This is a genomic window from Ideonella sp. FW305-24, assembly GCF_058788035.1.
In genome coordinates, this window is record NZ_JBYTAI010000001.1 from 942,528 (window position 1) to 962,446 (window position 19,919).

At 68.5% G+C, this 19,919-nt stretch carries 17 protein-coding genes; 13 read left to right on the forward strand and 4 right to left on the reverse strand.

Annotation, left to right across the window (positions count from 1 at the left end; all coding sequences use genetic code 11):
- Position 1 precedes the first annotated feature (1 nt).
- The 13 genes from hypB (at position 2) to AC3WR5_RS04265 (ending at position 15,325) form a co-directional block, all read left to right on the forward strand.
- On the forward strand, positions 2-898 hold the full coding sequence (hypB, locus tag AC3WR5_RS04205; protein ID WP_492482114.1) for a hydrogenase nickel incorporation protein HypB: 897 nt from the start codon (positions 2-4) through the stop codon (positions 896-898).
- Between the two features lie 15 nt (positions 899-913).
- A complete protein-coding gene (locus tag AC3WR5_RS04210; protein WP_492482116.1) occupies positions 914-2,092 on the forward strand; it encodes a Kae1-like domain-containing protein in 1,179 nt (392 codons plus the stop codon).
- On the forward strand, positions 2,065-2,307 hold the full coding sequence (locus AC3WR5_RS04215) for a HypC/HybG/HupF family hydrogenase formation chaperone (protein WP_492482117.1): 243 nt from the start codon (positions 2,065-2,067) through the stop codon (positions 2,305-2,307). The genes AC3WR5_RS04210 and AC3WR5_RS04215 overlap by 28 nt, the downstream gene beginning before the upstream one ends.
- A complete protein-coding gene (hypD, locus tag AC3WR5_RS04220; protein ID WP_141290426.1) occupies positions 2,304-3,452 on the forward strand; it encodes a hydrogenase formation protein HypD in 1,149 nt (382 codons plus the stop codon). The genes AC3WR5_RS04215 and hypD overlap by 4 nt, the downstream gene beginning before the upstream one ends.
- Entirely contained in the window at positions 3,449-4,501 is a 1,053-nt protein-coding gene (gene hypE, locus AC3WR5_RS04225; RefSeq protein ID WP_492482120.1) for a hydrogenase expression/formation protein HypE, read from the forward strand. The genes hypD and hypE overlap by 4 nt, the downstream gene beginning before the upstream one ends.
- Before the next feature lie 42 nt (positions 4,502-4,543).
- Positions 4,544-6,403, forward strand: a complete 1,860-nt coding sequence (locus tag AC3WR5_RS04230; protein WP_492482122.1) for an enoyl-CoA hydratase-related protein — start codon at positions 4,544-4,546, stop codon at positions 6,401-6,403.
- Positions 6,400-7,854: a sigma-54-dependent transcriptional regulator gene (locus tag AC3WR5_RS04235; RefSeq protein ID WP_492482124.1), complete on the forward strand. Its 1,455-nt coding sequence runs from the start codon at positions 6,400-6,402 to the stop codon at positions 7,852-7,854. Before AC3WR5_RS04230 ends, AC3WR5_RS04235 begins: the two co-directional genes overlap by 4 nt.
- Positions 7,854-8,879 (forward strand): NADH-quinone oxidoreductase subunit B family protein, encoded by a 1,026-nt coding sequence (locus tag AC3WR5_RS04240; protein WP_211361550.1) that lies wholly within the window; start codon positions 7,854-7,856, stop codon positions 8,877-8,879. Before AC3WR5_RS04235 ends, AC3WR5_RS04240 begins: the two co-directional genes overlap by 1 nt.
- Before the next feature lie 33 nt (positions 8,880-8,912).
- Positions 8,913-10,373 (forward strand): nickel-dependent hydrogenase large subunit, encoded by a 1,461-nt coding sequence (locus tag AC3WR5_RS04245; RefSeq protein ID WP_492482127.1) that lies wholly within the window; start codon positions 8,913-8,915, stop codon positions 10,371-10,373.
- Between the two features lie 91 nt (positions 10,374-10,464).
- Complete coding sequence (locus AC3WR5_RS04250) at positions 10,465-11,769, forward strand: sensor histidine kinase (RefSeq protein WP_141287372.1); 1,305 nt, start codon at positions 10,465-10,467, stop codon at positions 11,767-11,769.
- A gap of 225 nt (positions 11,770-11,994) precedes the next feature.
- Positions 11,995-12,615, forward strand: a complete 621-nt coding sequence (gene gmk, locus AC3WR5_RS04255; protein WP_141287370.1) for a guanylate kinase — start codon at positions 11,995-11,997, stop codon at positions 12,613-12,615.
- Between the two features lie 53 nt (positions 12,616-12,668).
- Positions 12,669-12,872 carry a DNA-directed RNA polymerase subunit omega gene (rpoZ, locus tag AC3WR5_RS04260; protein ID WP_141287369.1) on the forward strand — a complete coding sequence of 68 codons (204 nt, stop codon included), beginning with the start codon at positions 12,669-12,671 and terminating at the stop codon, positions 12,870-12,872.
- Positions 12,873-13,042: 170 nt separating this feature from the next.
- A complete protein-coding gene (locus AC3WR5_RS04265; RefSeq protein ID WP_141287368.1) occupies positions 13,043-15,325 on the forward strand; it encodes a RelA/SpoT family protein in 2,283 nt (760 codons plus the stop codon).
- Between the two features lie 92 nt (positions 15,326-15,417).
- On the opposite strand, the gene greB is transcribed toward AC3WR5_RS04265, so the two are convergent.
- From greB to AC3WR5_RS04285, 4 genes are all read right to left on the reverse strand, one after another.
- The gene (greB, locus tag AC3WR5_RS04270; protein WP_492482130.1) at positions 15,418-15,981 is read right to left on the reverse strand and encodes a transcription elongation factor GreB; all 564 of its coding nucleotides are present in this window, start codon (positions 15,979-15,981) and stop codon (positions 15,418-15,420) included.
- Positions 15,982-16,094: 113 nt separating this feature from the next.
- On the reverse strand, positions 16,095-16,832 hold the full coding sequence (locus tag AC3WR5_RS04275; RefSeq protein WP_492482132.1) for an ABC transporter ATP-binding protein: 738 nt from the start codon (positions 16,830-16,832) through the stop codon (positions 16,095-16,097).
- A gap of 141 nt (positions 16,833-16,973) precedes the next feature.
- A complete protein-coding gene (locus AC3WR5_RS04280) occupies positions 16,974-18,785 on the reverse strand; it encodes a branched-chain amino acid ABC transporter ATP-binding protein/permease (RefSeq protein WP_492482134.1) in 1,812 nt (603 codons plus the stop codon).
- Between the two features lies 1 nt (position 18,786).
- The gene (locus AC3WR5_RS04285; protein ID WP_492482136.1) at positions 18,787-19,824 is read right to left on the reverse strand and encodes a branched-chain amino acid ABC transporter permease; all 1,038 of its coding nucleotides are present in this window, start codon (positions 19,822-19,824) and stop codon (positions 18,787-18,789) included.
- Positions 19,825-19,919 lie beyond the last annotated feature (95 nt).

Below are 19,919 nucleotides of genomic sequence, written 5' to 3' on the forward strand. Positions count from 1 at the left end.
GATGTGTGTCGTTTGTGGTTGTTCAGAGACCGGCCCTGCCGGTGTGGTAGCTGAAGGGACGGGGCACACGCATGTCCACGCGCACGGCAGCGAGCACGGCAGCGAGCACGAGCATGCCCACGTGCAGGTCGACCCGCGCCACGGCGACCTGCACTTCGGGGCCGGCACGGCACGCGTTTCGGTGCCCGGCATGAGCCAGGCACGCGCGGTCAAGCTTGAGGCCGACATCCTCGGCGAGAACAAGCGCATCGCGCGCCACAACCGCCAGCACTTCGAAGCGCATGGCGTGACGGCGCTGAACCTCGTCTCCAGCCCCGGCTCGGGCAAGACCACGCTGCTGTGCGCCACCATCGAAGCGCTGAAGGCACGTGCGCCGCGGCTCGCGGTGTCGGTGATCGAAGGCGACCAGCAGACCAGCTTCGACGCCGACCGCATCCGCGCGACCGGCGCGCCGGCGATCCAGATCAACACCGGCAAGGGCTGCCACCTCGATGCACCGATGGTGGCAGAAGCGTTCGCGCGCCTGCACGATCACGATCACCACCACGACCACCGCGATCACCACGACGCGCGCAGCCTGCTCTTCATCGAGAACGTCGGCAACCTCGTGTGCCCCGCGCTGTGGGACCTGGGCGAAGACGCGAAAGTCGCGATCCTGTCGGTCACCGAAGGCGAAGACAAACCGCTGAAGTACCCCGACATGTTCGCCGCCGCCACGCTGATGCTGCTGAACAAGACCGACCTGCTGCCTCATCTGCACTTCGACGTGCAGCGCTGCATCGAGGCGGCGCGGCGCGTGAACCCCGCCATCGAGGTGATCCAGCTCTCGGCCACCACCGGCGAAGGCATGGGCGCGTGGCTGCAGTGGCTGGAGCAGCGCATGGCCGCGCCCGCCTGAGAGACTGAGCCGATCATGGGCCACGCAGCGTTCACACACTTGCCCGACGTGCTCGCACTCGGCGCGTGGCTGAAGAACGCCGCATGCCGACTGAGCGCGGGCGAGCCGCGCTTCTCGGCCGTGCACGGCGACCTCGGCGACCCGCAGGCCTGCATCGCGCTCGAAGCCTCGGTGGCCGCGCTGTTGAACGACACGCCGCGCAGGGTCACCGCGATCGCGCACGATCTGCATCCCGACTTCTTCAGTACCCGCCTCGCGCTGCGGCTGGCAGCCGAGCTCGGCGTACCGGCCATCGGTGTGCAGCATCACCATGCGCACATCGCGGCGGTGATGGCCGAACACAGGTTGCAGCAGCCGGTGATCGGCCTCGCGCTCGACGGCGTGGGCCTGGGCAGCGACGGCCAGGCCTGGGGTGGCGAACTGCTGCACGTCCATGCGCAGGGCTTTCGCCGCCTCGGCCACCTGTACCCGCTCGGCCTGCCCGGTGGCGACGTGGCTGCGCGCGAGCCCTGGCGCATGGCGGCCTCGGCCCTGCACGCGCTCGGCCGTGCCGACGAGATCGAAGCGCGCTTCGCGGCGGCGGTGGGCGCGGCCAGCGCCAAAGGTGTGCGACAGATGCTGGACAAGCGCGTCCAATGCCCACCCACCAGCAGCACCGGCCGCTGGTTCGACGCGGCCGCTGCGGCACTCGGCCTGAGCCTGAAGCAGACGCAGGAAGCCGAAGCCGCAATCGCGCTCGAACAGGCCGCCACCCGCTGGCTCGGAACCGGGCACGAACCGCGCGTCGGCAGCACCGCGCCGACCGTCGATGCCCGAGGTGTGCTCGACCTGCGCCCCTTGCTCGCCCCCTTGTTCGACGTGCCACCCACGGCCACCGACGAAGCCGCCGCTGGCTTCCACACCTCGCTCGCGGCCGCACTCGCCGGCTGGGCCGCGTCGGCCGCCGAGCATTTCGACATTGGCACCGTGTGCCTCGGTGGGGGTTGTTTCTTCAATGCCGTGCTCACCACGCACCTCACGCAACACCTCGAACGCCGCGGCCTGCGTGTGCTGCGGCCGCTGCGGCATTCGTGCGGCGATGCCGGTCTGGCGCTCGGCCAGGCCTGGGTCGCGGTGCATCAGCTTCGAGTCGCCACCGACTCGGCCTGCCTCAACGAAAGTTCCTCATGTGCCTCGCCATCCCAGCCCTCCTGATCGAGATGATCGGCCCAGACCAGGCCATCGTCGACCTCGGCGGCATCCGCAAGCAGGTCTCGACCGCGCTCGTGCCCGACGCGTTGGTCGGTGACTACGTGATCGTGCACGTCGGCCACGCCATCGGGCAGATCGACCCTGAAGAAGCGCGGCGCACGCTGGCGATGTTCGGCGAACTGGCCGGCGCCACGCCCGCGCTGGAGACGCAGCCATGAAGTACATCGACGAGTTCCGCGACGGCGGCGTGGCGCAGAAGATCGCCGCGCGTCTGCGCGCCGAGGCCGCACCCGAGCGCCAGTACAGTTTCATGGAGTTCTGCGGCGGCCACACCCACGCAATCTCGCGCTACGGCATCACCGAGTTGCTGCCGGCCAACGTGCGCATGATCCACGGCCCGGGCTGCCCGGTGTGCGTGCTGCCGATCGGACGCATCGACCTGGCCATCCAGCTCGCGCTGGACAAGGGCGCGATCGTCTGCACCTATGGCGACACGATGCGGGTGCCGGCTTCCGACAGCCTGTCGCTGGTGCGGGCCAAGGCGCGCGGCGGCGACATCCGCATGGTGTATTCGGCGACCGATGCACTGCAGATCGCGCGCCAGAACCCAGGCCATGAGGTCGTGTTCTTCGCGATCGGTTTCGAGACCACCACGCCGCCCACCGCGCTGGCGATCCGCACCGCGCACCTCGAAGGCCTGGCCAACTTCAGCGTGCTGTGCTGCCACGTGCTCACGCCTTCGGCGATCACGCACATTCTCGAAAGCCCCGAAGTGCGGCAGTACGGCACCGTGCCGATCGACGGCTTCGTCGGTCCGGCCCACGTGAGCATTGTGATCGGCTCGGCGCCCTACGAACACTTCGCGCAGGAATACCGCAAGCCGGTCGTGATCGCCGGCTTCGAGCCGCTGGACGTGATGCAGGCCGTGCTGATGCTGGTGCGTCAGGTCAACGAGGGCCGCACCGAGGTCGAGAACGAGTTCACCCGCGCGGTCACCTCCGAAGGCAACCTGACGGCACAGGCGCTGGTGTCTGAAGTGTTCGAGTTGCGCGCGAGCTTCGAATGGCGTGGCCTGGGCGAAGTGCCGTACAGCGCGCTGAAGATCCGGCCCGCGTTCGCGAGTTTCGATGCCGAGCGCCGCTTCGGTCTGGGTTATCGGCCGGTGGCCGACAACAAGGCCTGCGAGTGCGGTGCGATCCTGCGCGGCGTGAAGAAGCCGACCGACTGCAAGATCTTCGGCACCGTGTGCACGCCCGAGAACCCGATGGGCTCGTGCATGGTCTCGTCCGAAGGGGCGTGCGCGGCGCACTATTCGTATGGCCGCTTCCGCGACATTCCGGTGCGGGTAGAGGTGGCGGCATGACGATCAAGAAAGACTACGTGCGCCCGCTCGACCTGAAGAACGGCCGCATCGACATGGGCCACGGTGCCGGCGGCCGCGCGGCCGCGCAGCTGATCGAGGAGCTGTTCCTGAAGGCCTTCGACAACGAGTACCTGCGCCAGGGCAACGACGGTGCCGTGTTCGACATTCCCGCCGGCCACAAGCTCGTGATGGCCACCGACGGCCACGTGGTCTCGCCGCTGTTCTTCCCCGGCGGCGACGTCGGGGCCTTGAGCGTTCACGGCACGATCAACGACGTGGCGATGTGCGGTGCCCGCCCGCTGCACATCGCCGCCAGCTTCATCCTCGAAGAAGGTTTTCCCCTGGCCGAACTCAAGCGCGTGGTCGATTCGATGGCCGCCGCCTCCCGCGAGGCCGGCGTGCCGATCATCACCGGCGACACCAAGGTGGTCGAAAAGGGCAAGGGCGACGGTGTGTTCATCAGCACCACCGGCATCGGCGTGGTGGCGCACGGCGTGAACGTCAGCGGCGCCAACGCGCGGCCGGGCGACGTGGTGCTGCTCTCGGGCACGATAGGCGAGCACGGCGTGGCGGTGCTGTCGCAGCGCGAGTCGCTGGAGTTCGAGACCACCATCGCTTCCGATACAGCGGCGCTGCACACGCTGGTAGCCGCCATGCTCGAAGCCTCGCGCGATGGCGTACGCGTGCTGCGCGACCCAACCCGCGGCGGCCTGGCCACCACGCTGAACGAAGTGGCGCGCCAGTCGGGCGTGGGCATGCTGCTGGAAGAAGCCGCGATCCCGGTGCTGCCGCAGGTCGACGCGGCCTGCGAACTGCTCGGGCTCGACCCGCTGTACATTGCCAACGAGGGCAAGCTGGTCGCCGTCTGCGCCCCCGAGTCGGCGGCGGCCGTGCTCGCGGCGATGCGCGCCCACCCGCTCGGTGGCAACGCGGTGCGCATCGGCACCGTCACCGAGGACCCGCACCACTTTGTGCAGATGGCAACACGCTTCGGCGGGCGCCGCGTGGTCGACTGGCTCAGCGGCGAGCAGTTGCCGCGCATTTGTTGATGCGGCGCGGCCCTCGCGTGCCCACCGACCGGTGCAGTACCGATGAACCTGCCTCTCGACCGCGTCTACCGCAAGACACCCACCGGCAGCGCCGGTGCGGCCGAAGCCCGCGCCTGCGCCATGAATGGCCCCCTGCGCATCCTGCTGCTGTGCCACAGCTTCAACAGCCTGACGCAGCGCCTGTTCGTCGAGCTGAATGCGCTCGGCCACAAGGTGGCGGTGGAATTCGACATCGCCGACCGGGTGACCGAAGAAGCGGTGGCGCTTTTCCAGCCGCAGTTCGTGATCGCCTCGTTCCTGAAGCGGCGCATTCCCGAGCCGGTGTGGCGCAGCACCGTGTGCCTGGTCGTGCACCCCGGTCCGCCCGGCGACCGTGGCCCGGCTGCGCTCGACTGGGCGGTGCTGGACGCGCCAACGCGCTGGGGCGTGACGGTGCTGCAGGCGACTGCAGACTTCGACGCCGGCCCGGTGCAAGCCCACGCCGCCTTCGCGATGCGTGAGGCCGCCAAGGGCAGCCTGTACCGCGGCGAGGTTGCCGAAGCGGCTGTGACGGCCACGCTGCAGGCGGTCGCACGCCACGGCGCTGCCATGGCCGGTGGCGGCGAGCCTGCGAACACCGCAACGCCTGCCGGCCATTGGCGGCCGGCGATGCCGCAGTCGGCACGCCGCATCGACTGGCAGACGGACACCACCACGCGCGTGCTGGCCAGGCTGCGCAGCGCCGACGGCCAGCCCGGCGTGGCCGACGAACTGTTCGGCCAGCCTTGCCACCTGTTCGATGGCCACGCCGCCAGCGACGCGGTGCTGCACACGCTGCCCCCCGCCCGGCCCGGCGACGTGATCGCGCAGCGCGACGGCGCGCTGCTGCGCCGCACCGCCGATGGCGCGGTGTGGCTTGGCCAGGCCCGCACCGCGCAAGCCTGCGGCGACGGGCCTTCGTTCAAGCTGCCTGCCGCGCTGGCGTTCGCCCCGCAGGCCGCGCGGCTGCCCGAGCGGCCGGCGCCGCTCGAACGCGCCGATGGCGAATGGGCCGAGCTGCGCTACCGCGAACTCGGCCCGCCCGGCGCACGCGTGGGTTGCCTGTCGTTCGACTTCTACAACGGCGCGATGTCGACCGCGCAGTGCGAACGCCTGCTCGCCGCGCTGCGTGAAGTGAAACGGCGCGACACGCGTGTGCTGCTGCTGCTCGGCGGGCACGACTTCTTCTGCAACGGCATTCACCTGAACTGCATCGAGGCCGCCGCCCACCGGCCGGGCGACAGCGCCGCCGACGAATCGTGGCGCAACATCAATGCGATGAACGACCTGGCGCTGGAACTCATCACCACCACCGACCGCCTGAGCGTTGCCGCGCTGCGTGGCAACGCCGGTGCCGGCGGCGCTTTTCTGGCGCTGGCGGCCGACGAGGTCTGGGCGCATCGCAGCGTGGTGCTGAACCCGCATTACAAGAACATGGGCAACCTGTACGGCTCGGAGTATTGGACTTATCTGCTGCCGCGCCGCCTCGGCGCGGAGGGTGCGCGCGCGCTGATGCAGCAGCGCCTGCCGCTGTCGGCCACGACGGCGGCGCAGATGGGCCTGATCGACCGCTGCGTGAACACCCCCGCCTCGGACTTCGGTGATGGGGCTGTTGCCGATGCGCTGGCACTGGCGCTGTCGCACAATCTGCCGCAGCGCCTGGCGCACAAGCGGGCAGCACGCGCCACGGACGAAGCGCTGCGCCCACTGGCTGCGTACCGCCAGGACGAACTTTCCCGCATGCACCGCAACTTCTACGGCTTCGACCCCAGCTATCACGTGGCGCGCTACCACTTCGTCCACAAGCTGCCGCACGCCTGGACGCCGCGTCACCTGGCGCTGCACCGCGAACCGGGCTTCGATCTGATGAAGGCCTCATCGTGAGCGCCGTGCTCGACCTGCCGCGTGTGCTGATCGTCGACGACGAAGTGCGCTCGCAGGACGCGATCCGCCGCACGCTCGACGAAGACTTCACCGTGCTCACCGCGAGCAACGCCGACGAAGCCCGCAGCCAGCTCGAACGCTTCCAGGTCAGCGTGATCCTGTGCGATCAGCGCATGCCAGGCCAGACCGGCGTGGTGTTCCTGAAGGAAGTACGCGAGCGCTGGCCCGACACGGTGCGCATCGTGATCTCGGGCTACACCGATTCCGAAGACATCATCGCCGGCATCAACGACGCCGGCATCTACCAGTACATCCTCAAGCCCTGGGTGCCCGACCACCTGCTCGGCGCCGTGCGCACCGCTGCCGAAGCACAGACGCTGCAGCGCGACATGAACCGGCTCGACGTGGAGCTGCGCACCAGCACCCCGGTGCTGCGCCAGCGCGCCGCGAACAAGCTGGAGCGGGCGCGCCGGGTGTTCGACTTCGACCGCATCGAACGTGCGTCCGGCAGCCCGCTCGACGGCGTGTGCGAGATGGCCGCGCGGGTGGCGCGCTACGACCTGAGCGTGCTGGTGCTCGGCGAGTCGGGCAGCGGCAAGGAACTGCTGGCGCGAGCCTTGCACTACGCGAGCCCGCGCGCCGGGGCGCCGTTCGTGGTGGAGAACTGCGCGGCCATTCCCGACACGCTGCTCGAATCCGAACTCTTCGGCCACAAGCGCGGCTCGTTCACCGGCGCTTACGAAGACCACCCCGGCCTGTTCCAGCGCGCCCACAACGGCACCGTGTTTCTCGACGAGATCGGCGAGACCTCGCCGGCGTTCCAGGTGCGCTTGCTGCGCGTGCTGCAGGAAGGCGAGGTGCGGCCAGTGGGTGGCGCGCGTGCGGTGCCAGTCGACGTGCGCGTGATCGCCGCGACCCACCGCGACCTGGAACAGCGGGTGCACGAAGGCCTGTTCCGCGAAGACCTCTACTACCGCATCGCAGGCGTGTCGCTCACGGTGCCGCCGCTGCGCGAGCGGCCTGGCGACATCGGCCCGATTGCGCAGCGTCTGGTCGGCGAAGTGGGCGCCGAACTCGGCCGCCCGCGCGTGGCCCTGAGCGACGAAGCGATGGCCTGCCTGATGAGCTACCCCTGGCCCGGCAACGTGCGCGAGCTGCGCAACGAGATCGCCCGCGCGATCGCGCTGAGCGACGCTGAAGTGATCGAAGCGCAGGCTTTTTCCACGCGTGTGCTGCACGGCCAGGCCGGGCGCTCGGCGGCGCTGAACGGCCAGGGCACGCCGCTGCCCGCCAGTGGTACGCTGGGCGAGCGGCTCGACGCGATGGAAGCGATGGTGCTGCGCGAGACCCTGCTGCGCCACCGCTGGAACAAGACCCGCGCGGCCAAGGAGCTGGGCCTGTCGCGCGTCGGCCTGCGCGGCAAGATGCAACGTTTCGGGCTGGAGGGCTGATGGGCGCCGTGCAGACTTCACCGCCGGGGTTGAACGTGTTGTGGCTGCAGTCGGGCGGCTGCGGCGGCTGCAGCATGTCGCTGCTGTGCGCCGACACCACCGACTTCCATGGCCAGTGGCGCGACGCCGGCATCAACCTGCTGTGGCACCCTTCGCTCTCGCTGGCCAGCGGCAGCGAAGTGATCGAGATGCTGAACGCGGTGCTGGCCGGCACGCTGCGCGTCGACGCGCTGTGCATCGAAGGCTCGCTGCTGCGCGGCCCGAACGGCACCGGCCGCTTCCACGTGCTGGCCGGCACCGGCCTGCCGATGATCGACTGGGTGAAACGCCTCGCTGCGAAGGCGCGGCACGTGGTCGCGATCGGCAGCTGCGCGGCCTGGGGTGGCATCACCGCGGGCGGCGACAACCCGACTGACGCCTGTGGCCTGCAGTATGACGACGACCGACCTGGCGGCCTGCTCGGCGCGGCGTTCCGCTCGGGCAGTGGCCTGCCGGTGATCAACGTGGCCGGTTGCCCCACGCATCCGGGCTGGGTCACAGACACGCTGATGGCGCTGGCGGCCGAAGGCCTGTCGGAAGCCGAGCTCGACACACTGGGCCGCCCGCGTTTTTACGCCGACCAGCTCGTGCACCATGGCTGCACCCGCAACGAGTACTACGAGTTCAAGGCCAGCGCCGAAAAGCCATCGGACCTGGGCTGCATGATGGAGCACATGGGCTGCAAGGGCACGCAGGCGCATGCTGACTGCAACACGCGGCTGTGGAACGGCGAGGGCTCGTGCACGCGCGGCGGCTACGCCTGCATCAGTTGCACCGAACCGGGCTTTCAAGAGCCAGGCCACCCGTTCCACCAGACGCCGAAGATCGCCGGCATTCCGATCGGCCTGCCGACCGACATGCCCAAGGCCTGGTTCGTAGCACTCGCGTCGCTGTCGAAATCGGCCACGCCGCGCCGCGTGAAGCTCAATGCCACGGCCGACCACATCGTGGTGGCGCCTGCCGCGCGGAAGACGCGGCTCAAATGACTGCGCGCAAGACGCGGTCGAGGTGAGCGGCGCATGACGACCCGTTTGCTGGTGGGCCCGTTCAACCGCGTCGAGGGCGATCTCGAAGTCACGCTCGAGCTCAAAGACGGGCGCGTCGACTCGGCACGCGTGAACGCACCGATGTACCGCGGCTTCGAGCAGATCCTGCAGGGCAAGGCGCCGCAAGACGCGCTGGTGGTCGTGCCGCGCATCTGCGGCATCTGTTCGGTGTCGCAATCGGTCGCGGCGGCGCGGGCGCTGGCCGACCTGGGCGGCATGCAGATGCCGGCCAACGGCCAGCACATCACCAACGTGATCCTGGCCACCGAGAACCTCGCCGACCACCTGACGCACTTCTACCTGTTCTTCATGCCCGACTTCACGCGCCCGGTGTACGCCGCGAAGGCCTGGCACGCCGAAGCGCTGCGACGCTTCGCGCCGCAGACCGGCGAGCAGGTGCGCGCCGCGATCTCGGCACGCCAGCGCTGGTTCGAACTGCTTGGCACGCTGGCCGGCAAGTGGCCGCACACGCAGAGCATCGAGCCCGGCGGGTCGACGCGCCCGGTCGAAGCGGCCGAGCGCACGCGCCTGCTGGCGCGGGTGCGCGAGTTCCGGAGCTTTCTGGAACGCCAGTTGTTCGCGGCGCCACTGGAGCAGATCGCCGCGCTGCGCAGCGAAGCCGAGCTGCAGGCCTGGCATGCCCAAGACCCGTGGCGCGGCGACTTCCGCCTGTTCCTGAGCGTCGCGCAGGACACCGGTCTGGCCGCACTCGGTCCCGGCCCGGAGCGTTACCTCAGCTACGGCGCCTACCCGCAGCCGGGCGGCGGGTACCTGTTCGCGCCCGGCGTGTGGTCAAGCGCCACCGACGCGCTCGGCCCGCTTGATGCCGGTGCGATCCGCGAAGACGCCACACACGCCCGGTTGGCCGACGCCGGTGGCCCGCTGCACCCGAGCGCCGGCCTCACACGGCCCGAACCCGACAAGGCCGACGCGTACACCTGGAACAAGGCGCCGCGGCTGGGGGGCCAGGTGGTCGAGACCGGCGCCATCGCACGCCAGCTCGCGTCGGCCCACCCGCTGGTGCGCGAGGTGGTGGCGCGCCACGGCGGCACGGTCTACACGCGCGTGCTGGCGCGGCTGCTGGAGCTGGCGCAGGTCGTGCCGATGATGGAACGCTGGCTGCAGCAACTGGTGGTGAACGACGCCTATTGCGTGAACACGGCGCTGCCTGAAGAAGGCCTGGGCGTGGGCCTGAGCGAAGCCGCGCGCGGCAGCCTGGGGCACTGGGTGCAGACCCGGCGCGGGCGCATCGTGAACTACCAGATCGTGGCGCCGACGACCTGGAACTTCTCGCCGCGTGACGCCGCCGGCACACCCGGCGCGCTGGAACAGGCGCTCGTCGGCGCGCCCGTGCTCGACGGCGAAACCACGCCGATCGCGGTACAGCACATCGTGCGTTCGTTCGACCCGTGCATGGTGTGCACGGTGCATTGAGCGGGGTTGAAGCATGGCCGACACCGAGCACCTCGAGAACGAACCTGCGAGGCGCAGCCTGGGCCTCGCAGGGCTGGTGCCGCATGGCGCAATGGAAGGCGTGGACGAATCGACCTGGCTGGACGTGATCCACAAGATGGACGAGGTCTACTCGCAGCTCGTGCACGACGAGATCCAGCTCGAACAGAAGAACAACGAGCTCGAGCAGTCGCAGCAGTTCATCTTCAGTGTGCTCTCGGCGATGTCGGACGTGCTGCTGGTCTGCGACGAACACGGCCGCATCGAAGAGACCAACGCAGCGCTGTGCGAGCTCGTAGGGCGCAGCGACGCAGAACTGCGCGGGACCTCGTTTTACGACCTGCTCGCGGACGAGCCCAGCGCCGAGCGCGCGCGCGCGGTCCTGTCGCGCAGCAAGCCCGCACGCGGCGGGGAGGCGACCGAGTTGAACCTGACCGGGCCGCATCACCAAAGCGTGTCGGTCGATGCCAACTGCACGCCGCGCGTCGGCGTCAATGGACGGCGTGTGGGCACGGTGTTCGTGGGCCGCCCGACTGCCGAGATCAAACGCGCCTACCACGAGCTGCGGGCAGCGCACGAGTCACTCAAGCTCGCTCAGCAGCAGCTCTTGCATTCCGAAAAAATGGCCTCGCTCGGGCGGCTTGTGGCCGGCGTCGCTCACGAACTGAACAACCCGATCAGCTTCGTGCTCGGCAATGTGCATGCCTTAGCCCGCTACAGCGAGCGGCTGCGCCAATACCTCGCCGCCGTGCATGCCGGGCAGGACGCTGAGGCGCTCCAGGCCCTGCGCACGACCTTGCGCATCGAGCACGTGCTCGGCGATCTGCCGTCGCTGATCGAAGGGACCCTCGAAGGCGCACAGCGCACCGCCGACATTGTGGGCGGGCTCAAGCGCTTCTCGGCAATGGACCCGGAGGCGCGCACGCCTGTGGATCTCAACGAGGTCATCGAGCGGGCCATTCACTGGGTGCGCAAAGGCACGGGCGCGGGCTTCGAGATGCACTGGCAGAGCGGACCGCCCTGTGTGGTCAACGGCAGCGCCGGTCAGCTGCAGCAGGTGCTGATGAACCTTTTACAGAATGGCACCGACGCAGCCTCGGGTGCCCACGGCAAGCAAGCCAAACTCCGGCTCACGGTCGAGCGCGACCACACCCGGGTGCGCGTGCGCCTGCGCGACAACGGGCCAGGCATCCTGCCCGAACACCTGTCGCGTCTGTTCGACCCGTTCTTCACGACCAAGCCCGTTGGGAAAGGAACGGGCCTGGGCTTGTCGATCAGCTATGGCATCGTCGAACAGCACGGCGGTCGCCTGACGGCCAGCAATCATCCAGAGGGTGGGGCAGAGTTTCTCTTGGAGCTGCCCCTGGCACCTGGATAGCATGGCCTCAGCCCGTGAGGGCTGCCGTGTGTGACGGCGCGCATCGTCTCGGCCCCTCGGTCGGCCTGTGTTCACGCTTTTGTTTCTCGCACTTGGCGCGCAATATTTCTGCTGCGGCCCGCATTCAGGCCCTGGTCAGCGGCGGCAAATCGTCTTCGAGGGCGCAGACAGTACCCAAATGGCCGAAAATGATGAATTTGGTTGAGAGCAAAGCCGGACGACGCGATGGAAACCCCTGGCAATCTTTTCGTGGTGGCCGCCCCCAGCGGCGCCGGCAAGTCCAGCTTGGTCAAGGCGCTGCTGGAGCTGGACTCGCACCTGAAGGTGTCCATCTCTCACACCACGCGGGCGCCGCGCGGGCAGGAGCAGCATGGGCGCGAGTACTGGTTCGTCAGCCTGGATGAATTCCAGGGCATGGTCGAGCGCGACGAGTTCTTCGAATGGGCCGAGGTGCACGGCAACCGCTACGGCACCTCGCGCATCGGCATCGAGTCGCGCCTGATGTCCGGCGAAGACGTGGTGCTGGAGATCGACTGGCAAGGCGCGCTGCAGATCAAGCAGCTGTTCCCATACGCGGTGCTGATCTTCATCCTGCCGCCCAGCTGGGAAGAGCTGGCGCAGCGGCTGGCTCGCCGCGGCGAGGACCCGCCGGAGGTGATCGCCCAGCGCATGGTGAACGCCCGCCACGAGGTGGCCCAGGCCCGGCATTTCAACTACGTTATAATCAACGGCTTGTTCGAGACCGCGCTTTTCGATTTGAAAACCGTGGTGCACTCGCAGCGCCTGAAGTATGCGGCACAGCGCCGCGCCAAGTCCGCCGTGTTCACTGCACTGGATTTGGGCTGACGCTTCAGGCCCCGCAGGGCTCACTGCCTGCTTTTCCTGACCTTGGATACCCCATGGCCCGCATCACCGTTGAAGACTGCCTCGTCAAGATTCCCAACCGCTTCCAGCTGGTGTTGGCCGCGACCTACCGGGCACGCATGCTGAGCCAGGGCCACACGCCCAAGGTCGAGTCGAAGAACAAGCCTGGCGTGACCGCGCTGCGCGAAATCGCCGCTGGCGAAGTCGGCATCGAGATGCTGCGCAAGGTTCCGACCTGAGCTTCCGGCTCACTGCATGCCGGCTGCAACGCCGGCCTGCCATCCCGAACGGGCGCCACTTGGTGCCCGTTTTGCTTTCCGGCGGCAACAAAGCCCGCAAAGCCCTGCGGTCGGGTACGGCCCCTCGCAGATCGCCGCGGCCGGCCCGGGTTATGGGCTAAATTCCAGGCATGGGTATTCGTTCCTTCGCCGCCGATCTCCTGCCTTCCGCACTGCAGGGTCGGCCGCGGCTGCCCACCGTGACCACCGGACAGACCCCGGTGGAGGTCAACACCTTTGCCGACCTGGCCGACAAACTGGGCTACCTGGGCAAGTCCGACCTGAAAAAGGTGCGCGACGCCTACAAGTTCGCCGACCAGGCCCACCTGGGCCAGTTCCGCGCCAGCGGCCAGCCCTACATCACGCACCCGATCGCGGTGGCCAGCCTGGTAGCCGACTGGAAACTGGACGCGCAGGCCATCATGGCCGCGCTGATGCACGACGCGATGGAAGATTGCGGCATCACCAAGGTCGAGCTGATCGAGCGCTTTGGCGCGCCGACGGCCGAGCTGGTGGATGGCCTCACCAAGCTGGACAAGCTGCAGTTCTCGACCCGCGCGGAAAGCGACGCCGAGTCCTTCCGCAAGATGCTGCTGGCGATGTCGCGCGATGTGCGCGTCATCCTGATCAAGCTGGCCGACCGGCTGCACAACATGCGCACCATGGCGGCGATGGCCGTCAACAAGCGCGCCCGCATCGCCCGCGAGACGCTGGACATCTACGCGCCCATCGCCCACCGCCTGGGACTGAACCAGACCTACCGCGAGCTGCAGGAGCTGTCGTTCGCCTACATCAACCCCTGGCGCCACGCGGCACTGGAAAAGGCCGTGCTGCGCGCGCGTGGCTACCGGCGCGACATCGTGACCCGCGTGCAGGACGACGTGGGCAAGGCCTTTGTGCACAACAAGATGAAGGCCGAGGTCAGCGGGCGCGAGAAGACGGTCTATTCGATCTACCGCAAGATGCGCGAGAAGCACGCCGGCTTTGCGCAGGTCAGCGACATCTTCGGCTTTCGCATCGTCGTGCCCACGCTGCCGGAGTGTTACCTCGCGCTGGGCGTGCTGCACCAGCTCTACAAACCGGTGCCGGGCCGCTTCAAGGACTACATCGCGATTCCCAAGCCCAACGGCTACAAGTCGCTGCACACCACGCTGGTGAGCCCGCTTGGCACGGCGGTGGAGTTCCAGATCCGCACCGAGGAAATGCACGCGGTGGCCGAGGCCGGCATCGCCGCGCACTGGCTCTACAAGGTCGGCCGGGACGCCAACCCCGGCGACGTGGCGCAGCGCCTGGGCGCGCTGTGGCTGAAGTCCCTGCTGGACATCCAGGACGAGACGCGCGACGCGGCCGAGTTCCTGGAGCACGTGAAGATCGACCTGGTGCCGGACGCCGTCTACGTCTTCACGCCCAAGAGCAAGATCCTGGCGCTGCCACGCGGCGCCACGCCGGTGGACTTCGCCTACGCGATCCACTCTGACGTGGGCGACCATTGCGTGGCCGCGAAGATCAATGGCGAAGCCTCCACGCTGCGCGCCGAGCTGCGCTCGGGCGACGTGGTGGAAGTGCTGACCGCCCCCGGCGCGCGGCCCAACCCGGCCTGGCTGAACTTCGTGCGCACCGGCCGCGCGCGCTCGAAGATCCGCCATTACCTGAAGAACATGGAGCTGGAGGAATCGCAGGCGCTGGGGCACAAGATGCTGTCGCAGGCGCTGCGGGCCGAGGGCCTGACGATGCCGGCGCGCGAGCCGGCCGCAGGCGAGCCACCTTCGATCTGGCCGGCGCTGCTGCGCTGGAGCGGCAACCGCACGCAGGCCGAGCTGCTGATCGACATCGGCCTGGGCAAGAAGATCGCGACCATCGTCGCCAAGCGCGTCGCGCAGTCGCTGCGCGAACAGGGCCAGAAACCTGATGCGGTGATGCTCAGCATGGGCCGCTATGGCCATGACGAAAACACCCCCGCGCAAGGCCTGGTGGTGATCGACGGCGCCGAGGGCGCTTCGGTCTCGCTGGCACCTTGTTGCCGGCCCATTCCCGGCGACGACATCGTCGGCTACCTGGGCCGTGGCGAAGGCCTGCTGGTGCACACCGCCGACTGCCAAGTTGGCAAACGCCTCTATGAGCGCGACCCCGAGCGCTGGATGCAGGTGGAATGGGCCGAAGAGCCAACCCGCGCGTTCGAAACCGCCATCACCGTGCTGATGCGCAACAGCAAAGGTGTGCTGGCGCAGGTCGCGCAGGCCGTCAGCAGTGCCGAGGCCGACATCACGCACATCGACATGGGCGACGAAGCGGTGGGCGAGACGGCCGAGATGCGGCTGCTGGTCAGCGTGCGCGACCGGCTACACCTGGCCGATGTGCTCAGGACGCTGAAGCGCAACCCCACGGTGCTCAGAGCCCAGCGCGTGCGCCCTTAACCCGAAATGTGAGCACCCGGTGATGCGAGTACGCATCACCACCCGCCAGGCGGGTAGCGGGCCCGCTTGGGGCGGCCCTGCGCTGGCCCGCGTCAGTTTCCCGGTTTCGGGTACTTCACTTCCAGCACCTCCAGCGTCTCGGCGCCGCCGGGCGTCATCAGCGTGACCTCGTCACCCTCGCGCGCCTTGACCAGCGCACGGGCGATCGGCGAGATCCAGCTGACTTCGCCGGCCAAGTGGTCGACCTCGTCGATGCCCTTGATCGTGATGGTGCGCTCTTCGCCCTTGCTGTTGGCATAGGTCACGGTGGCGCCGAAGAAGATCTGGTCGCTGCCATGGTGGGCTGACGGATCGGCCACTTCGGCAATGTCCAGCCGCTTGGTCAGGAAGCGGATGCGGCGGTCGATCTCGCGCAGCCGCTTCTTGCCGTAGATGTAGTCGCCGTTCTCGGAGCGGTCCCCGTTGGACGCGGCCCAGTGCACGATCTCGACGATTTTCGGCCGCTCCTCGTCGATCAGCTGCAGCAGCTCGGTGCGCAGCGCCGTGTGGCCTGCCGGCGTCATGTAGTTCTTGCCACCCGCGGGCAGCGATGGCAGGCCACCGCCGTCGTCGTCCTCGTCGTCGCCCTCGGGCTCCTTGGTGAAGGCCTTGTTCATCCGCGGAACTGTAGCCCAGGACCAAGCGACGGTCTCAGGCCAGCGCCGGGCCGCCCCAAGCGGCCTGAGCACCCTCTCGGAGGGTGGCATCGGTACGCCGATGCCGGGAGCCGTCAACTCGCGCGGGCAGCACCGAGGTAGGTGTCGATCACCCGCGGGTCTGTCGCCAGTTCGGCGGCCGGACCTTGCAAGGCCAGCGCGCCGGTTTCCAGCACATAGCCATGGTCGGCCACTTCCAGCGCCGCACGCGCGTTCTGCTCGATCAGCAGGATGCTGACGCCGGTGGCGCGCAGCGCACTGATGGTGCGGAAGATCTCGCGCACCACCAGCGGCGCCAGGCCCAGGCTGGGCTCGTCCAGCATCATCAGCTTGGGCCGGCTCATCAAGGCACGGCCGACCGCCAGCATCTGCCGCTCGCCGCCGGACAGCGTGCCGGCCAGCTGCAGCCGGCGCTCCTTCAGGCGCGGGAACAGCGTGTAGACCTCGTCCAGCGTGCTGCGCCAGCCGGGCACGCGCTGGCGCATCGGCCGAAAGCCGCCCAGCACCAGGTTGTCTTCCACCGGCATGGTGCCGAACAGCTCGCGTTTCTCGGGCACCAGCGCCAGGCCGGCCATCACCCGCTCTTCCAGCGTGCTGCCGGCCAGCTCCAGCCCGTCGAAGACGATGCTGCCGCGCGAGGGCAGCACGCCCATCAGCGCATTAAGCGTGGTGGACTTGCCCGCGCCGTTGGGCCCGATGACGGTGACGACCGCACCGCGGCCAACCTGCAGGTCCAGGCCCGACAGGACCTCGGCACGGCCGTAGCCGGCATGCAAGCCTTGCACATTGAGGATTGAACTGCTGCTGCTCATTTCAGTTGCTCCACGCTCCCGGGCAGCACCCGCGACACAGGAAACCGACCCAAGCCAGCAGCGCTCCAGGATCCGGCTTTGCCGGTCCTGCGGGCGCGCCCCCTTGAGGGGGCCGGCGAAGCCGGTAGGGGGTGTTTCACTTCAATGCTCCGTGCCCAGGTAGGCCGCGCGCACGGCCGGGCTGGCCTGCACTTCGGCCGGCGTGCCGGCCATCAGCCAGGTGCCGAACTCCATCACCGTCAGGTGATCGACCAGGCCCATCACGAAGTCCATGTCGTGCTCGACCAGCAGGATGGACAGGCCTTCCTGCTTCAGCTGGCGCAGCACCTCGGCCAGCGCCTGCTTTTCCTTCAGCCGCAGGCCGGCGGCAGGTTCATCCAGCAACAGCAGCGACGGATCGGTGCACAGCGCGCGGGCGATTTCCATCAAGCGCTGCGGCCCCAGCGCCAGGTTGCCGGCGCGCTCGAACATCAGCTCAGCCATGCCGATGCGACGAAGCTGGCGCTCGGCCTCGGCCAGCAACTGGCGCTCCTCGGCCCGGTCCAGCCGCAGCATGGCGCGCAACAGGCCACCATGGCTGCGCAGGTAGCCGCCCAACGCCACGTTTTCCAGCACCGTCATGTCCGGCACCATCTTGACGTGCTGGAAGGTGCGGCTCATGCCGCGGCGCGCGATGGCCCGAGAGCTCAGGCCGGCAATCGCCTCGCCGCGGAACAGCACCTCGCCGCTGGTCAGCGACAGCACGCCCGACACCAGGTTGAAGGTGGTGGACTTGCCGGCGCCGTTCGGCCCGATCAAGCCCATGATCTCGCCGGCCTTCAGCGAGAAGTTCACGCCGTTGACCGCCACCAGCCCGCCGAACTGCTTGCGCAGCGCCCTAGCCTCCAGCAACGGCTCGCCTGGGGCCGGCTTGGGGCGGGACGGCAGCGGCGGTGCGCCTTCCCAGTCCCGCACCCGCTGCGCCGGCGGCCACCAGCGCTGGATGAAGGGCCACAGGCCATTGGGCGCGTACTTCAGCGTGGCCACCAGCACCACGCCAAAGACGATGACCTCGAAGTTGCCGCTGCTGCCCAACAGGGCTGGCAGAAGGGTCTGCAGCTTGTCCGTCAGCAGCACGACCATGGCCGCGCCGGTGAACGCGCCCCAGACTTGGCCGACACCGCCCAGCACCGCCATGAACAGGTATTCAATGCCCTTGTTGAGGCCAAATGGGGTCGGGTTCACGCTGCGCTGGAAATGGGCGAACAGCCAGCCCGAAAGCGCCGCCAGCACGGCGGCCAACACAAAGGCCGTCAGCTTGTAGCGGAAGGTCGAGATGCCCATGGCCTCGACCATCATCGCGCCGCCGTTCAGCGCCCGCAGCGCGCGACCCGGGCGAGAGTCCAGCAGGTGATTCAACGCCACGGCGGCCGCCAGTGCGACCAGCCAGATCAGGCTGCACATCGAGCGCCCATCGGCCAGGCTGTGGCCGAACAGCGTCAGCGGCGCAATGCCTTGCAGCCCGTCGTACTTGCCGAGGAAGGCCATGTTGGCCATGCCAAAGTTCAGCGCCAGGCCCCAGGCAATCGTCGCCAGCGGCAGGTAGTGGCCGGACATGCGCAGCGTGATCAGGCCCAGCACCAGCGCCACCAGCACCGCCAGCCCCACGCCGATGAACAGCGTGAGCCACGGCGACAGACCGACGTTCAGCGTCAGCCAGGCCGTGCTGTAGGCGCTGACGCCGACAAACGCCGCCTGGCCAAACGAGGTCAGCCCGGCCACGCCGGTCAGCAGCACCAGGCCCAGCGAGACGAGGGATGCCAGGCCGATGTAGTTCAGCTGGGTGATCCAGAAGTCCGGCAGCGGCAGCAGCGGCGCGGCCAGCATCAGCAGGCAGAACACCGGCAGCCGCCAGGCCTGCAGGCGGGACGGGCGCCGCGCGATGGCGGCAGCTCGGGTGGAGGAAACCGCCATCTCAGTGCTCCTCGCCATGCGGGTCGCGCAGCGAGCGCCACAGCAGCACCGGCAGGATGGCCGAGAACACGATCACCTCCTTGAACGCGCTGGCCCAGAACGAGCCAAAGCTTTCCAGCAGGCCCACGCCCAGCGCGCCGACCAACGCCAGCGGGTAACTGGCCAAGCCGCCGAACACCGCGGCGACAAAGCCTTTCAGGCCGATCAGGAAGCCGGAGTCGTAGAACACCGTGGTCGTCGGTCCGATCAGCAGGCCGGACAGCGCGCCGATGAAGGCCGCCATCGAAAACGACAAGCGCCCTGCACTGCTGCTTGAAATGCCCATGAGCCGCGCGCCCAGCCGGTTCACCGCCGTCGCCCGCAAGGCCTTGCCCCACAGGCTGCGCTCGAAAAACAGCCACAACATGACGATCAGCGCGAAAGACGCCGCCAGCACGATCAGCGTCTGGCCACTGAGCATCAGCGGGCCGGCGTTGAAGCGTTCGTCCCAGAACGGCGGGTTGCGGTAGCCCTCGGCGCCGAAGAAATAGAGGCCAAGACCGGTCAGGACAAAGTGCACGCCAACCGACACGATGAGCAGCACCAGCACGCTGGCATCCGCCAGCGATTCGTAGGCCGCGCGGTAGACCAGGCTGCCCAGCGGCGTGACGACGGCCAGCGTCAGCGCGGCCTGGGCCAGCAGTGGCCAGTGCTGCGGCGCGGCCCAGATGGTCAGCAGTGAAATCGCGATGGGCCAGGCCAGTGTGCGCAGCGCGGCCAGCAGCAAGGCCTTGGCCGAACGACGCTGGCGCCAGCCATTGACCAGCTCACCCAGCGCGACACCGGCTGCCAGCAGCAGCAGCAGCCAGACAGTGCCCGGCACCGCGCCGGTCTGCAGCAGCGCCAGCGTCAGCGCGCCAAAGGCCACGAACTCGCCCTGCGGGATGAAGATCACGCGGGTCACGGCAAACAGCAGCACGATGGCCAACGCCAACAAGGCATACACGGCCCCGTTGGTGATGCCATCCAGGGCCAGGATGCTGGCGATCGAACCATCCATGCGTACTGCTGCCTTTCCTGGCCCTGCCGGCCCTCACGTCTTCATAGCGCCTTCTCGCCGGCACTCGAACCGAATAGTTCGACCGGTCGGTCAGC

Excerpts from the sequence above, each read along its gene's own strand:
- hypB (WP_492482114.1), top strand. The coding sequence starts at position 2 with ATGTGTGTCGTTTGTGGTTGTTCAGAGACCGGCCCTGCCGGTGTGGTA.
- AC3WR5_RS04210 (WP_492482116.1), top strand. The coding sequence starts at position 914 with ATGGGCCACGCAGCGTTCACACACTTGCCCGACGTGCTCGCACTCGGC.
- AC3WR5_RS04215 (WP_492482117.1), top strand. The coding sequence starts at position 2,065 with ATGTGCCTCGCCATCCCAGCCCTCCTGATCGAGATGATCGGCCCAGAC.
- hypD (WP_141290426.1), top strand. The coding sequence starts at position 2,304 with ATGAAGTACATCGACGAGTTCCGCGACGGCGGCGTGGCGCAGAAGATC.
- hypE (WP_492482120.1), top strand. The coding sequence starts at position 3,449 with ATGACGATCAAGAAAGACTACGTGCGCCCGCTCGACCTGAAGAACGGC.
- AC3WR5_RS04230 (WP_492482122.1), top strand. The coding sequence starts at position 4,544 with ATGAACCTGCCTCTCGACCGCGTCTACCGCAAGACACCCACCGGCAGC.
- AC3WR5_RS04240 (WP_211361550.1), top strand. The coding sequence starts at position 7,854 with ATGGGCGCCGTGCAGACTTCACCGCCGGGGTTGAACGTGTTGTGGCTG.
- AC3WR5_RS04245 (WP_492482127.1), top strand. The coding sequence starts at position 8,913 with ATGACGACCCGTTTGCTGGTGGGCCCGTTCAACCGCGTCGAGGGCGAT.
- AC3WR5_RS04250 (WP_141287372.1), top strand. The coding sequence starts at position 10,465 with ATGGAAGGCGTGGACGAATCGACCTGGCTGGACGTGATCCACAAGATG.
- gmk (WP_141287370.1), top strand. The coding sequence starts at position 11,995 with ATGGAAACCCCTGGCAATCTTTTCGTGGTGGCCGCCCCCAGCGGCGCC.
- rpoZ (WP_141287369.1), top strand. The coding sequence starts at position 12,669 with ATGGCCCGCATCACCGTTGAAGACTGCCTCGTCAAGATTCCCAACCGC.
- AC3WR5_RS04265 (WP_141287368.1), top strand. The coding sequence starts at position 13,043 with ATGGGTATTCGTTCCTTCGCCGCCGATCTCCTGCCTTCCGCACTGCAG.
- greB (WP_492482130.1), bottom strand. The coding sequence starts at position 15,981 with ATGAACAAGGCCTTCACCAAGGAGCCCGAGGGCGACGACGAGGACGAC.
- AC3WR5_RS04275 (WP_492482132.1), bottom strand. The coding sequence starts at position 16,832 with ATGAGCAGCAGCAGTTCAATCCTCAATGTGCAAGGCTTGCATGCCGGC.
- AC3WR5_RS04280 (WP_492482134.1), bottom strand. The coding sequence starts at position 18,785 with ATGGCGGTTTCCTCCACCCGAGCTGCCGCCATCGCGCGGCGCCCGTCC.
- AC3WR5_RS04285 (WP_492482136.1), bottom strand. The coding sequence starts at position 19,824 with ATGGATGGTTCGATCGCCAGCATCCTGGCCCTGGATGGCATCACCAAC.